Below are 14,437 nucleotides of genomic sequence, written 5' to 3' on the forward strand. Positions count from 1 at the left end.
TGTGAGCCTCTTGGAGCCCCTTCCCGGATATGGGGAGTCGGACGGCGCCGGTTCAGGACGGCACATGGGTACTCAGGTACCGGCAAACCCCCATGAGTGTCCGCGCTACCGGTAGACTGGTGCACAATCCCGCCCGCTTGCGGGACACGTCGACTTATACAGAACGACGCGGCCGGTCCCGTTTGTCGGGGTTTCGGCTCGTGCTGTGCCAGAAAGGGCGCTTCGTGGCCGATTCCGGCGACCCCAACGAGAACATTCCTTCCACTGTCGTCGCGGGCGGCGAGGGTGCCGTCTCGGCGGCCTACGACGCCAGCGCGATCACCGTGCTCGAGGGCCTGGACGCGGTCCGCAAGCGGCCCGGTATGTACATCGGCTCGACCGGTGAGCGTGGTCTTCATCACCTTGTGCAAGAGGTCGTCGACAACTCTGTCGACGAGGCCATGGCTGGTCACGCGGACACGATCGACGTGACGATCCTGCCTGACGGCGGAGTGCGCGTCATTGACAACGGCCGTGGTATCCCGGTCGACATCGTCCCGTCGGAGGGGAAGCCGGCCGTCGAGGTCGTGCTGACCGTTCTGCACGCGGGCGGCAAGTTCGGCGGCGGGGGTTATTCCGTCTCCGGTGGTCTGCACGGCGTGGGTGTGTCCGTCGTGAACGCGCTGTCGTCGCGGGTGGCTGTCGAGGTCAGGCGCGATGGTTACCGCTGGACGCAGGAGTACAAGCTCGGTGTGCCGACGGCGCCGCTGGCGCGTAATGAGGCCACTGACGAGTCGGGTACTTCTGTCACGTTCTGGGCGGATCCGGACGTTTTTGAGACGACCGACTACTCCTTCGAGACGCTGTCGCGGCGTTTCCAGGAGATGGCGTTCCTCAACAAGGGTTTGACGCTGAAGCTGACGGACGAGCGTGATTCGGCGAAGGCGACGGTGGGCGCGGACGACCCGGACGTCGACGCTGCCGCCGAGCCGCAGGCCCGGAGCGTGACGTACCACTACGAGGGCGGCATCGTCGACTTCGTGAAGTACCTGAACTCGCGCAAGGGCGAGATGATCCACCCGACGATCATCGATGTCGAGGCCGAGGACAAGGAGCGCCTGCTCTCGGTCGAGATCGCGATGCAGTGGAACTCGCAGTACACGGAGAGCGTGTACTCCTTCGCGAACACGATCCACACGCATGAGGGCGGTACGCACGAGGAGGGCTTCCGTGCGGCGATGACGGGTCTGGTGAACCGTTACGCGCGCGAGAAGAAGTTCCTGCGCGAGAAGGACGACAACCTCGCCGGTGAGGACATCCGCGAGGGTCTGACGGCGATCATCTCGGTGAAGCTGGGCGAGCCGCAGTTCGAGGGTCAGACGAAGACCAAGCTGGGCAACACGGAGGCGAAGACCTTCGTGCAGAAGGTCGTGCACGAGCACCTCAATGACTGGTTCGACCGCAATCCGAACGAGGCCGCGGACATCATCCGCAAGGCGATCCAGGCCGCGACGGCCCGTGTGGCTGCCCGTAAGGCGCGTGACCTGACGCGTCGTAAGGGTCTGCTGGAGTCGGCGTCGCTGCCGGGCAAGCTCAGTGACTGCCAGTCGAACGACCCGACGAAGTGCGAGATCTTCATCGTCGAGGGTGACTCCGCCGGTGGTTCGGCGAAGTCCGGTCGTAACCCGATGTACCAGGCCATCCTGCCGATCCGGGGCAAGATCCTGAACGTCGAGAAGGCGCGGATCGACAAGATCCTCCAGAACACCGAGGTCCAGGCGCTGATCAGTGCTTTCGGTACCGGTGTGCATGAGGACTTCGACATCGAGAAGCTCCGCTATCACAAGATCATTCTGATGGCGGACGCCGACGTCGACGGTCAGCACATCAACACGCTGCTGCTGACGTTCCTGTTCCGCTTCATGCGGCCGCTGGTCGAGGCGGGGCATGTGTACCTGTCGCGTCCGCCGCTGTTCAAGATCAAGTGGGGCCGGGACGACTTCGAGTACGCCTACTCGGACCGTGAGCGCGACGCGCTCGTCGAGCTCGGCAAGCAGAACGGCAAGCGGATCAGGGACGACTCGATCCAGCGCTTCAAGGGTCTCGGTGAGATGAACGCCGAGGAGCTGCGCATCACCACGATGGACGTGGACCACCGTGTCCTCGGCCAGGTGACTTTGGACGACGCGGCGCAGGCCGACGACCTGTTCTCGGTGCTGATGGGTGAGGACGTCGAGGCGCGGCGCTCGTTCATCCAGCGCAACGCCAAGGACGTCCGCTTCCTCGACATCTGAGTCGGCCGTGCAAGCCGCCAGCCGCAGCCGCAGCTCGAAAGGATTTTGACCAGCAATGGCCGACGAGAACATTCCTGTCCCCGTGACGCCCGAAGAGGTGCCGCCCGTCGAGGGTGTGGGCATGCGTGTCGAGCCCGTGGGGCTCGAGACGGAGATGCAGCGCTCCTACCTCGACTACGCGATGTCCGTCATCGTGTCGCGTGCGCTGCCCGACGTGCGGGACGGTCTGAAGCCCGTGCACCGCCGGGTGCTGTACGCGATGTACGACGGTGGTTACCGGCCCGAGAAGGGCTTCTACAAGTGCGCCCGTGTCGTCGGTGACGTCATGGGTACGTACCACCCGCACGGCGACTCCTCGATCTACGACGCTCTGGTGCGTCTGGCGCAGCACTGGTCGATGCGCATGCCGCTGGTGGACTCCAACGGCAACTTCGGCTCTCCGGGCAACGACCCGGCCGCGGCCATGCGGTACACCGAGTGCAAGATGATGCCGCTGGCCATGGAGATGGTCCGGGACATCGATGAGGAGACCGTCGACTTCCAGGACAACTACGACGGCCGTAACCAGGAGCCGACGGTTTTGCCGGCGCGCTTCCCGAACCTGCTGATCAATGGTTCGGCGGGTATCGCGGTCGGTATGGCCACCAACATCCCGCCGCACAACCTGCGGGAGGTGGCGGCCGGTGCGCAGTGGTTCCTGGAGAACCCTGAGGCGGGTCACGAGGAGCTCCTGGACGCGCTGATGGAGCGCATCAAGGGCCCCGACTTCCCGACCGGTGCGCTGGTGGTGGGCCGTAAGGGCATCGAGGACGCGTACCGGACGGGCCGTGGCTCGATCACGATGCGCGCGGTGGTGGCGGTCGAGGAGATCCAGAACCGTCAGTGCCTGGTGGTCACGGAGCTTCCGTACCAGACCAACCCGGACAATCTGGCGCAGAAGATCGCCGACCTGGTGAAGGACGGCAAGGTCGGCGGCATCGCTGACGTCCGTGACGAGACGTCTTCGCGTACGGGCCAGCGTCTGGTCGTCGTACTGAAGCGGGACGCGGTCGCGAAGGTCGTCCTGAACAACCTGTACAAGCACACTGATCTGCAGACGAACTTCGGTGCGAACATGCTGGCGCTCGTCGACGGTGTGCCGCGCACGCTGTCGATCGACGCGTTCATCCGGCACTGGGTGACGCACCAGATCGAGGTCATCGTCCGGCGTACGCGCTTCCGCCTGCGCAAGGCGGAGGAGCGGGCGCACATTCTGCGTGGTCTGCTCAAGGCGCTGGACGCGATCGACGAGGTCATCGCGCTGATCCGGCGCAGCCAGACGGTCGATGTGGCGCGTGAGGGCCTGATGGGCCTGCTGGAGATCGACGAGATCCAGGCGAACGCGATCCTGGAGATGCAGCTTCGCCGGCTGGCGGCGCTGGAGCGGCAGAAGATCGTCGCGGAGCACGACGAGCTTCAGGCGAAGATCAATGAGTACAACGCGATCCTCGCTTCGCCGGGGCGTCAGCGGCAGATCATCAGCGAGGAACTGGCGGCGATCGTCGACAAGTTCGGTGACGACCGGCGTTCGAAGCTGGTGCCCTTCGACGGTGACATGTCCATCGAGGACTTGATCGCCGAGGAGGACATCGTCGTCACGATCACGCGTGGCGGCTATGTGAAGCGTACGAAGACGGACGACTACCGGTCGCAGAAGCGCGGCGGTAAGGGCGTGCGCGGTGCGAAGTTGAAGGAAGACGACATCGTCGACCACTTCTTCGTGTCGACGACGCACCACTGGCTGTTGTTCTTCACGAACAAGGGCCGGGTGTACCGGGTGAAGGCGTACGAGCTGCCGGATGCCGGCCGGGACGCGCGGGGTCAGCATGTGGCGAACCTGCTGGCTTTCCAGCCGGACGAGCAGATCGCGCAGATCCTGGCGATCCGTGATTACGACGCGGCGCCGTATCTGATCCTGGCCACGAAGGGTGGCCTGGTGAAGAAGACGTCGCTGAAGGACTACGACTCGCCGCGTTCGGGTGGTGTCATCGCGATCAATCTGCGGGAGACCGCGGACGGCAGCGACGACGAGCTGATCGGTGCGGAGCTGGTGTCGGCCGAGGACGATCTGCTTCTGGTCAGCCGGAAGGCGCAGTCGATCCGGTTCACGGCGACGGATGACGCGTTGCGGCCGATGGGGCGTGCGACTTCGGGTGTGAAGGGCATGAGTTTCCGTGAAGGGGACGAGCTGCTCTCGATGAATGTCGTTCGGGCCGGTACGTTCGTGTTCACCGCCACCGATGGTGGGTACGCGAAGCGGACCCCCGTCGACGAGTACCGGGTTCAGGGTCGCGGTGGTCTGGGTATCAAGGCCGCCAAGATTGTGGAGGACCGGGGTTCGCTGGTCGGCGCGCTGGTGGTGGAGGAGACGGACGAGATCCTCGCCATCACGCTCGGCGGTGGTGTGATTCGTACGCGAGTCAACGAAGTCAGGGAGACGGGCCGTGACACCATGGGCGTCCAGCTGATCAACCTGGGCAAGCGCGATGCCGTCGTAGGTATCGCTCGTAATGCCGAGGCCGGTCGTGAGGCCGAAGAGGTGGAAGGTCCCGAGGGGGCCGACGCCGATGCGGTCGAAGGCGACGCGGTCGAGGTTGCCGAATCCGTCGAGGGCGCTGAGCCTTCATCCGCCGAGGGCGCAGTGCCTTCGGCCGGGGAGCACGAGGAGTAAAGCGTGAGTGGAGCCACGGGCGCCGGAGCGGCCGCTTCCGAATCTGGAGCACCCGGTGCCCGTGGCTCTGCCGCGGACTCCCAGGGGGGGACTGTGACCGATACGCGGGGGCCTCAGCCTCAGAGTTACGACGGTTACGCGAGCGGGCCGCTGCCCGGTGAGCGTGAGCCGCAGGGGCAGGGCCAGCCGGCAACGCCGTATCACCCGCCGCAGGCGTATCCGTCTCCTGCGGGCGGTGGTACGCAGGGTGGTGGCGGTACGGCAGGGACGCAGGGCGCCCCGCAGCGGGCCGGGCAGCAGCCTGGTGTCGCCGCGGTGCGTCTGCCGCGGACGGGGGCGCGTACGACGCCGCGTACGCGCAAGGCGCGGCTGCGGGTGGCGAAGGCCGACCCGTGGTCGGTGATGAAGGTGAGCTTCCTGCTTTCCATCGCGCTGGGCATCTGCACGGTGGTGGCGGCGGCGGTGCTGTGGATGGTCATGGACGCGATGGGCGTCTTTTCCACGGTGGGCGGGACGATCAGCGAGGCGACGGGTTCCAACGAGAACAACGGCTTCGACCTGCAGTCCTTCCTTTCGCTGCCGCGGGTGCTGATCTTCACGTCGGTCATCGCGATGATCGATGTGGTGCTGGCTACGGCGCTCGCGACGCTGGGCGCTTTCATCTACAACCTGTCGGCGGGCTTCGTCGGCGGCGTCGAGCTGACGCTCGCCGAGGACGAGTAGGAACCCGGCGGAACCGATTTTGGTACTGCCCCCGAGGTGCGCTAATCTTCAGGGGCAGCGCGGGGCTATAGCTCAGTTGGTTAGAGCGCATCCCTGATAAGGATGAGGCCACAGGTTCAAATCCTGTTAGCCCCACTCGCGCGAAGGCCCTCAGGCGATCAGCCTGGGGGCCTTTGGCGTACCCGGGCCCCAGCCGGCATCAGCCGGTCCCGGACGCGTCTCGGGGACTTCATGCGCAAGGGCACCATGACGACTCCCGCGGTCAAGGCCGCGGGCGACTGCGTCGACGTTCGATAGATCTGCCGGGGCTTTCGCTGTGTGGCGCGCGTCAGTTGGGTGGGTATCTAGGTCACCGATCGGTATCGGTCGGTGTGTATAGTCGGGCGCCAGAAGTCTCCTACGTCAAGGAAAGACGAGGTCGCGCGGTGAAGAAGCTTCTCCTGGTCACACTGGCCGCCATCGGCGGGCTCCTCGTGTACCGCCAGATCCAGGCGGATCGCGCCGAGCAGGATCTGTGGACGGAGGCGACTGACTCCGTGCCCGCAGGTTCGGGTGTGTGAGACCCAGTAGTCCGAACACTGGCCCCGGTCGCTCAGCGGCCGGGGCTTCGTGCTGTCTGGGTGGCGGAAGACGGCCGAATGGGTTGCGGTCTGTTGTTGCTGGACCGTGACGGGATCTTTCTTGAATTCACGCAAGCAAATCAATAGCTTGCGAGAGCAAAGGAGAGGGATCTTTTTGAGGGGGAACGGGTGAGGGGGAACGGGTGGGGGGACGACTGAGCTGCCGGACAGGGGCCGTGATCATCGGCGGGTCACTGCTCGCGCTGACGGCGGGGGCAGCCTGGTGATGGTGCTCGACTCCTCCGGCTCCATGGCCGACGACGACGGCTCGGGGAGTACGCGGATGGAGGCAGCCCGTGCGGCGGTCTCCACGGTCGAGGACACGCTCCCGGACGGCTACCCCACCGGCCTGCGGGTGTACGGCGCCGACCGCGCCTCGGGGTGCTCCGACACCCGGCTGGTGCGGCCCGTACGGCCGCTGGACAGGGACGCGATGAAGAGGGCTGTGGACGGCGTACGGCCCAAGGGTGACACCTCCATCGGGCTCTCCCCGCACAAGGCCGCCAAGGACTGCCCGAGCCCGCCGACGGCGCACTCGGGCGGCGTACGATCCTGCTGATCTCTGACGGCGAGGACAACTGCGGGACTCCGCAGCCCTGCGAAGTCGCCCGGCAGCTCGGCGAGGACGGCATCGACCTGCGGATCGACACCATCGGCTTCCAGGTACGCGGCAAGGCCAGGCAGCAGCTCGAATGCGTCGCACCCGACGCCCACGCGCCGGCCCGGCAGTTGCAGCGCGCCTCGCAGCTTTCCGCGAGCGGATACCGCTTGCGCGGCGAGCGCGTCGAGGGCGGTGCGAGCGCGGCCGGCGCCCCCCGCCCTCGCGCCCGGCCAGTGCACCGACACCATCGGGCCCGGCGAGACCCACTGGTACGCCCCGCGGCTCGACGCGAAGTCGGCGGCGGACCTCGCCGTGACCACCGTGCCGCAGCCGGGCGTAAAGGCCGCTTTCGCGGACGGGATCGAACTCAAGCTCACCACCGACGAGAAGGCCGGGGGCGTCACCTGTGACACCGCGCAGAGGATTTTCGGGCAGGACGAAGGCGCGATGGTGCTCGCCACCGCTGTCAGCCGCGTCCCCTCCCCCGACGGCGACCGGTGCTGCGACCCGGCGGGCCGCTATCTGCTCTCTGTACACCGCACGAGCGCTTCAGGTTCCGACCGGGCGCGCCGGCCCTTGGAGTTGAGGTACGCGGCGGAGCGGCCGCTCGCCAAGGGGACCGTTCCCGCCGAGTCCGCGACCGAGTACGGCGAGGCCGGCAAGGCCGGCAAGGACGCAGTACCGCCCATGGGGGACCCGAAGGACATCGACGACGGGGCGGGCGGCACGGGGTTCAACGACGCCTGGGCGCCAAGGTGCGGGTCGGCTGGGGTCAGCAGCTGCGCTACGCCGTCGACTTCGGCAACGAGCCGACCCTTGGGGAGAACAGCGCGGAGGCGAGCTTCGTCGACACCGCGGCGTACAGCCCGGGCCGCAGGCCGATCTCCGGCGGCGGCGAGTTCACCGACCACACCATGTATCTCGGCAAGCCGGCCGCCGTCGACTCCGGGACCGTGCCGGTGGCCTGGACGAACCGGTGGGAGACGGCTGGGCATGTCGTCCCGGTGCGCAGCGCGGGTGACTACTACATCGCGGTGTCGCTCGGCCCCGAGGCCGCCACGTTCGCCGAGAACCCGGCGATCGGTGTTGTCCTGCGGGTCGATGTCGTCGGTGACGAACTGGCGGGGCCGCAGCACGATGCGCCCGTTCTCGTGACGTCGGACAACAAAGCGGACAACGACGGTGATAGGGCGGTCCGCGCAGACAGCACTGGGGCCGGCGGGGCAGGATGGACCGGCACCGCGACCGCCGTGGCGGCGGGCGGCGCTGTGGTCCTGGCCGCGGGGCTCGGGTTCGCTGTGTTCGCGGCGATGCGGCGCAGGGCGGCGGCCAAGGAGACGACGAGGGGTGGCGCGTGAGGAAGCAGCGCAGCAGGGGCAGGGTGGTGCCGGCCGTGGTGGCGGCGCTGTGCGCGGTGGCGGCGCTGCCGGCGCAGGCGTGGGCGGCGGGTGAGCCCAGCCCGTACACCTTCGAGCCGTCGGCGACGACGGTCAGGGGGGCAGAGACCAACACCGACGCCGAGGAGCTGAAGCCGGGCGGGACGTACCGGGACTCGATCAAGCCGGGCGGCAAGCTCTACTACCGTGTGGAGCTCGACGCGAAGTCCAACGCCTACGTGTCGGCGATGGCTGTTCCGAGGCTGGGGACGAAGGTCGGGTACGCCGACGAGCTGAAGGTGACGTTGCAGGACCGCGACGGCTCTTCGTGCAGCTACAACACCGCGCGGTTCAGCTCGGCGGAGTACGCCCGGCCGATCGGGACGTACGCGCACCGGACCATGGAGCAGGACAGCACTTCCTGTCAGAGCCAGGACAGGTACTACGTGCTGATCGAGCGGACCAGTGCGGCCACCTCGTCGAGTGAGCCGTGGGAGCTGGAGATCCGGCATCTGAAGGAGCCCGGGGTGAAGGCGGGCGGGGCGACAGCGGCTCCGGAGAGCTGGCCCAGCAGCTCGCCCGCGACGACTGCGGGTGAGGCCCGGGACCGCAGGGGCGGGACGAGCTTCTACAGTGCGACCGCTCTGGAGCAGGGCGAGTGGCGGGACAGGATCAAGCCGGGCGAGACGCTGTTCTACAAGGTGCCGGTCGGCTGGGGGCAGCAGCTGTTCGCCAGTGCGGACCTCGGCAGCACGGCCGGTGACGGGTACGTGTCGAGCGCGCTGACGATGGCGCTGTTCAACCCGGCGCGGGGGTTCGTCGACAGCGCGAGTGACATTTCGTACGACGGCGAGCCGAAGTCGTCGGCACTGGATCCGCTGCCGCCGGTGGCGTACGAGAACCGCTTCGACTCGTCCGAGGACGTCAACGGGATGCGGTTCGCGGGCTGGTACTACCTGAGGGTCAGTCTGAGTCCTCAGGTGAAGGAGGAGTTCGGGACGAAGCCGCTCGGGCTGTCCCTGCGGCTGACCGTCAAGGGGCCTGCGAAGAACCCGCCCGCCTATGCCGGGGCCCCCGGTGAATTCCAGGTCACCGACGACGACCTGAACGCGGCGGCGAACGGGCTGAGCACGCCCGCGGCGGCGAAGAGCGACACGATGCGGCTCGTCGCGGCGGCCGGGATCGGGGCGGGCACCGTGCTGGTGCTCGGGCTGGGGGTGTGGACGCTCGTTGCCAGGCGGCGCGCGGGGGCGGAGTCCGGGACCGGCGTTGGTCCCGGCCATGACAGTGGGGCACCTACGCAGTACGGGCCGCCTGCCGCCTGGTAGGACGCTCCGGTTCAGCTCCGGTTCAGCTCCGGCTCAGCTCTGGGTCAGCGCCCAGATGCCCACCGCGAAACAGGCCAGCGCCAGCAGCAGCACCGGGACCGTCACCTTCGGGGGCGGTCCCGGCCGTTTGTGCGGGGCCTGTACGGGGGCGTGGGTGCCTCCGGGGACCGGAAGGGCCGGGGGAAGTGGAACCTCCGGGCCTTGAGCGGTGTATGGACGAGTAAGGGCTTGTTCGTACTGCACCGCGGCCGCAGGGCCCTGGGAGGGGTTCTGGGCCGCGCCGGAGAGGGGGGAGGTCGCATGCGCGTGCAGGGGGGTGGGTGCGGGGGCCGCGGTGGGCGGCGTGGAGGGCTGCGCCGGGTGCGGCAGCGGGGACTGCGGGGGCTGCTGCGGGGGCGGTGCCAGGTGGAAGCTGCCGGTCTCCGACATGGGCGACGGCTGCTGCTGTACGGGCTGGGACTGCCGGCCGCCGCTCTCGTCGCCGCTGTGGCCGCCGCTCTCTCCTGCCTGGCCCTGGGGGCGTGCATGGTCCTGAGGGCCGCGGGCGGGCGGTGCTTCGGGCCCGTCCGGGCCGAAGCCCGGCGGGAGCGGACCGATCTGGTCGAAGACCTCCACCGGCTCCTCGCCGGGGCCCGGCTCGGGCAGCATCTCGACGGCGGCGGTCAGCGCCTTGCGCGCGCCCGTCGCCGTCCGGAACCTCGCCTGCGGGTCCGGCTGCAGCATCCCGGCGATGACCTGCCACAGCGGCTCCGGGATGCCCTGCGGGGCGCCCGGTGTGCCGTACGTCGCGAAGTGCTCCACCAAGGCCTGGGAGTCGGGCTTCTGACCCTGCACCAGGTAGAGGGCGACCAGGCCGACCGCGAACAGGTCGGCCGGGAAGTCCGGCTCCGCTCCCATCATCTGCTCGGGCGCGAAATAACCCGGCGTGCCCACCACATAGTTGGTCTCGGTGAGGCGGGGCTCGCCCTTGCGCATCGAGATACCGAAGTCGGACAGCCGCAGATGGGGACGCCCGGTGCCGGTGGCTTCCAGCAGGATGTTGGCCGGCTTGATGTCGCGGTGCACGACACCTTCCGCGTGGACCGCCGTGAGACCGGAGAGGAGCTGGTCGAGAAGGGTGCACACGAAGCGGGGCGGCAGCGGGCCGTAGTCCCCGATCACATGCGCCAGCGAACCGCCGCTCACCAGATCCATGGTGAACAGCACCTTGTCGTCGTCCGCGGCCCAGCTGGCCGGGGCGAGGACATGGGGATGGTCGATGCGCAGGGCCTGCTCGCGCACGAAACGCAGCAGCGTGTGCGCGTCGCTCTGCTGGAGCACCTTGGCGGCCACATACCGGCGGCGCCGGTGGTCCCACGCCCGCCAGACCGCGCCCACTCCACCGCGTCCGATCGGGTCGATCAGCTCGTACCGACCAGCGAAGATCTCACCCATTGCGCTGCGCCCGCTCCCCGGTCCGCTTGCTTCAGCTCTGGTGCGCCTCGTAGTGGGCGACCGCGTCGGCGGTGCGCCCGGCGCCGTACACCCGGAGGAACTCTGCCAGTTCGGGGTGGGTCGGGGCGAGCGTGTCCGCCGCATCTATGATGTCGCCGGCCGCCGCCACCGAGCGCAGCAGTGACTGGATCTCACGCACCACGCGCCGCACGGTCGGCGCTCCGGAACTGGCTGTGGTCTGGCTGGTGTTGCTGAGCACGGAGCCGCCCTGGGATTTTTTGATCTCTTCCATCCGGTCGGTGGCCTCGGCGGCGCTGACGCTGCCGTCGGCGACCTGCCCGGCCAGGTCCTGCAGAGCCTGGACACGCTGGACCACGGCCGGGTTGCCGATCTTGGCGCGCTGGCCGCTCATCAGCTGGGACAGCATGGGTGCGGACAGGCCGAGCACGGCGGCGAGTCTGGCCTGATTCAGGCCCAGATCGTCGATCAGCCGACGAAAGAGCGCCCCCAGCGGCTCCCCGTACCAACTGCGCTGAAGCTCTCTGGCTCTGGCCGTCGCCTCTTGCTGCGCTGCATCCATTGCGTCTCCCCTTCGCTGCTGCGAACCTCGCCGAGCATCTTACGGAGCGTGGTCGCGGACCGGGAGTCCCAATCCTTTTGCAGGAACAGGGGGGACACCCGGTACTCTGTTCTGCGGCGGTGGCCACGGCAGGTTCCGGCCGGTCGTCGCCACCCGTTCGCGGGGCCTTAGCTCAGTTGGTAGAGCGCTGCCTTTGCAAGGCAGATGTCAGGAGTTCGAATCTCCTAGGCTCCACACCGCAGATGTCCCTCTGGCCTGTTTCCGCAGGTCAGAGGGACATTTTTGGTTTCACAGCGCGGCGTCGCGGGCGAGCAGCGCCGCCTGTACGCGGTTCTCGCAGCCCAGCTTCGCGAGGATCCGGCTCACGTACGTCTTGACCGTGGCCTCGCTCATGTGGAGCCGTTTGCCGGCGTCCGCGTTGGACAGGCCCTCGCCGAGCAGCGCGAGGACGTCGCGCTCCCGCACGCTCAGCGCCGTGACCAGCTGCCGCGCCCGCTCGGCGCGGGCCGGCGCCCGCCCCGAGGCGAGCTGTTCCACGACGTGCCGGGTCGCCCCCGGCGACAGGTAGGCGTCCCCGGCCGCGGCGGCCCGTACCGCACGGATCAGCTCGGCCGGCGCGGAGTCCTTCAGCAGGAAGCCCGCGCCGCCGCTCTCCAGGGCGCGCAGGACGTTCTCCCGCTCGCCGAACGTCGTCAGTACGATCACGCGCGCCCCGGGCACCGCCCTGCCCAGTTCGGCGAGGGCGGTGAGCCCGTCCATCACGGGCATCTGAAGGTCGAGCAGCACCACGTCCGGGGCGTGGACGCGCGCCAGCTCGACGGCCTCGCGGCCGTTCGCCGCCTCCGCCACGACCTCGATGGCCCGGTCCGAGGTGAGGATCATCCGGATCCCCGCCCGGATGAGGGGCTCGTCATCGGCGATCACGACCCTGACGTGCGCAACCGTCATGCTTGTCCCCCTACAGCTGCCGCGCATCTACTGCTCGACGTCGTACGACTTCTTCTCGATCAGCTTGCCGTCCCTGAAGCAGAAGCGGAACACCGGCTCCTGCGTCAGGCTGTCGCCGATCTCCGAGGAGGCGAGGACCAGGCAGTCGGAACCTTCCGGCTCCGCGGGCCCGCTGTCCGCGAGGCCCGACGTCATGAAGGAATCACCGTCCGGCAGGCGGTCGCGGACCTTGTTCTCCGCCGTGCCGACCTTCACCGCCTCGTACTCGCGCGGCTCGATCATGCCCTTGTCCATCGATCCCACGAGGAAAAACAGCCCGAATCCGCCCACGATCACCAGCAGCACCGCTGCCACCACCGCGATCCCGCAGCCCAGTGCGATCCCGCCGGCCCTGCCCCCGCGCCCACTGCTCATCGCCAGCTCCCTCTGCACAACGGTCCAGTCCATGACCGGACCACCGTCGCCGACAGGGACCGAGGGAGACTGCTGCCGGAAGTCGTCCTCCACATCGACCATAGGCGCTCCGAAAGGCGCTGCGCCTGTGGCCGGCGGGAGCCCGTCGGCGCCGTACGGCAGGACGCCCGCGACCCGGAACCCCCCGTTGTCCGTACGCCCGGCGTGGACCATGCCGCCCACCAGACGCGCCCGCTCGCGCAGGCCCGTCAGGCCCTGCCCGCCGCTGACGACGTCACCCGGGTCCGCCGGGGCGGGGCCGTTCGCGATCTCGACGATCAGCGAGTCCGGTTCGTACCGCAGCTCGACGGTGATCGCGGCGCCCGGCGCGTGCTTGTACGCGTTGGTCAGCGCCTCCTGCACGATCCTGTACGCCGCGTGATCGGCGGCCGCGGCCAGCGGCCGCCGCCCGCCCGTACACCGCAGCTCCACCCCGTCGCCGGCCGCCCGCACCGCCTCCACCAAGCCCTCGATGCCCGCGGCGCCGCGCGCCGCCGGGTGGGGATCCTCGCCGGGCGGCGCAGCGGGCGCGGTGGCCGCGTCGTCCCGCTCCACCCCGTCCCGCAGGATGCCGACGACCTCGCGCAGTTCGTGCATCGCGGCCACCGAAGCGTTCCGCAGTACGCCCACGCCCTCGCGCTGACGGTCGGTCAGTGCCGGGTCGACCTCCAGAGCTCCTGTGTGGACGGAGATCAGCGCCAGCTGGTGACCCAGGCTGTCGTGCATGTCCTGGGCGATCCGCTGGCGCTCGCGCAGCCGCGCCTGGCCGGCCACCATGGCGCGCTCGCGCAGCAGTTGGGCGTTGTGGGTCTGCAGGGCGTGCAGCAGGGTGCGGCGCTGGGTCCAGTAGCGGCTGGCGAGTCCCGGTACGACGGTGGTCGCGAGGAAGTACAGGGTGCTGAACAGGATCAGTGCCAGCGGGGAGTACCGCGGCCACTCCGCGGCGACCCCGATGCTGACGGACAGGACGTACGACGTGGTGAACGCCGCCAGCGCCCGCCCGGCTCCAGGGATCCGGCGCCCCGCCGACCACCCCGACACCATCAGCAGCGGCCCGAAACCGGCCAGCACACCCGCCGCGCCGCCCGAGATCACCAGCACACTCGCCGGCAGCCGGCGGCGCAGCAGCGACAGCACGGCGACGGCGAGCGCGGTGGCGAACTGCACCGCTCCGGTGCTGCCCATCACCTCCTGGGCCCCGGCTGCCAGCAGCGCCAGGACCGCGGCGACTACGGCTTCGCCCGCGATCCGGCGCCCGGACCAGGGATCGGGGCCCGCCAGCCACTGCCGTCCGGCCCTGATCTTCGATGGCATGTCCACGGCCGCACTCTAGGCAAATCCCTGCGGCGGGGACGGCCCCCTTTCGTCGCCCCGGGCCGCTACCAAAGAGA

At 68.9% G+C, this 14,437-nt stretch carries 11 protein-coding genes and 2 tRNA genes; 9 read left to right on the forward strand and 4 right to left on the reverse strand.

The window, feature by feature from the left end; genetic code table 11:
* Positions 1 to 200: 200 nt before the first annotated feature.
* The 8 genes from gyrB (at position 201) to ABZX79_RS31910 (ending at position 9,631) form a co-directional block, all read left to right on the forward strand.
* Positions 201 to 2,273 (forward strand): DNA topoisomerase (ATP-hydrolyzing) subunit B, encoded by a 2,073-nt coding sequence (gene gyrB, locus ABZX79_RS31875; protein ID WP_355265491.1) that lies wholly within the window; start codon positions 201 to 203, stop codon positions 2,271 to 2,273.
* Positions 2,274 to 2,328: 55 nt separating this feature from the next.
* Positions 2,329 to 4,983 carry a DNA gyrase subunit A gene (gene gyrA / locus ABZX79_RS31880; protein WP_355265494.1) on the forward strand — a complete coding sequence of 885 codons (2,655 nt, stop codon included), beginning with the start codon at positions 2,329 to 2,331 and terminating at the stop codon, positions 4,981 to 4,983.
* 93 nt (positions 4,984 to 5,076) lie between these two features.
* Positions 5,077 to 5,706 (forward strand): DUF3566 domain-containing protein, encoded by a 630-nt coding sequence (locus tag ABZX79_RS31885; RefSeq protein ID WP_355265497.1) that lies wholly within the window; start codon positions 5,077 to 5,079, stop codon positions 5,704 to 5,706.
* A gap of 61 nt (positions 5,707 to 5,767) precedes the next feature.
* Positions 5,768 to 5,841, forward strand: a tRNA-Ile gene (locus ABZX79_RS31890).
* 290 nt (positions 5,842 to 6,131) lie between these two features.
* On the forward strand, positions 6,132 to 6,266 hold the full coding sequence (locus ABZX79_RS31895; RefSeq protein WP_355265500.1) for a DLW-39 family protein: 135 nt from the start codon (positions 6,132 to 6,134) through the stop codon (positions 6,264 to 6,266).
* 286 nt (positions 6,267 to 6,552) lie between these two features.
* The gene (locus ABZX79_RS31900) at positions 6,553 to 6,885 is read left to right on the forward strand and encodes a hypothetical protein (RefSeq protein ID WP_355265503.1); all 333 of its coding nucleotides are present in this window, start codon (positions 6,553 to 6,555) and stop codon (positions 6,883 to 6,885) included.
* 797 nt (positions 6,886 to 7,682) lie between these two features.
* Positions 7,683 to 8,285: a hypothetical protein gene (locus ABZX79_RS31905; protein ID WP_355265506.1), complete on the forward strand. Its 603-nt coding sequence runs from the start codon at positions 7,683 to 7,685 to the stop codon at positions 8,283 to 8,285.
* Entirely contained in the window at positions 8,282 to 9,631 is a 1,350-nt protein-coding gene (locus ABZX79_RS31910) for a hypothetical protein (protein ID WP_355265509.1), read from the forward strand. The genes ABZX79_RS31905 and ABZX79_RS31910 overlap by 4 nt, the downstream gene beginning before the upstream one ends.
* A gap of 33 nt (positions 9,632 to 9,664) precedes the next feature.
* Here ABZX79_RS31910 and ABZX79_RS31915 read toward each other — a convergent pair whose 3' ends face one another.
* A complete protein-coding gene (locus ABZX79_RS31915) occupies positions 9,665 to 11,065 on the reverse strand; it encodes a serine/threonine-protein kinase (protein ID WP_355265512.1) in 1,401 nt (466 codons plus the stop codon).
* Between the two features lie 31 nt (positions 11,066 to 11,096).
* On the reverse strand, positions 11,097 to 11,645 hold the full coding sequence (locus ABZX79_RS31920; RefSeq protein WP_355265515.1) for a DNA-binding protein: 549 nt from the start codon (positions 11,643 to 11,645) through the stop codon (positions 11,097 to 11,099).
* Positions 11,646 to 11,806: 161 nt separating this feature from the next.
* Here ABZX79_RS31920 and ABZX79_RS31925 point away from each other — a divergent pair.
* Positions 11,807 to 11,879 (forward strand) — tRNA-Ala (locus ABZX79_RS31925).
* A gap of 54 nt (positions 11,880 to 11,933) precedes the next feature.
* Here ABZX79_RS31925 and ABZX79_RS31930 read toward each other — a convergent pair.
* Positions 11,934 to 12,593, reverse strand: coding sequence for a response regulator transcription factor (locus ABZX79_RS31930; protein WP_355265518.1), 660 nt, complete (start codon positions 12,591 to 12,593; stop codon positions 11,934 to 11,936).
* A 27-nt stretch (positions 12,594 to 12,620) separates the two neighbouring features.
* Positions 12,621 to 14,360 (reverse strand): histidine kinase, encoded by a 1,740-nt coding sequence (locus ABZX79_RS31935; RefSeq protein ID WP_355265664.1) that lies wholly within the window; start codon positions 14,358 to 14,360, stop codon positions 12,621 to 12,623.
* Between the last annotated feature and the right edge of the window lie 77 nt (positions 14,361 to 14,437).

It is taken from the genome of Streptomyces sp. NPDC002994 (assembly GCF_040611155.1).
GTDB lineage: Bacteria > Actinomycetota > Actinomycetes > Streptomycetales > Streptomycetaceae > Streptomyces.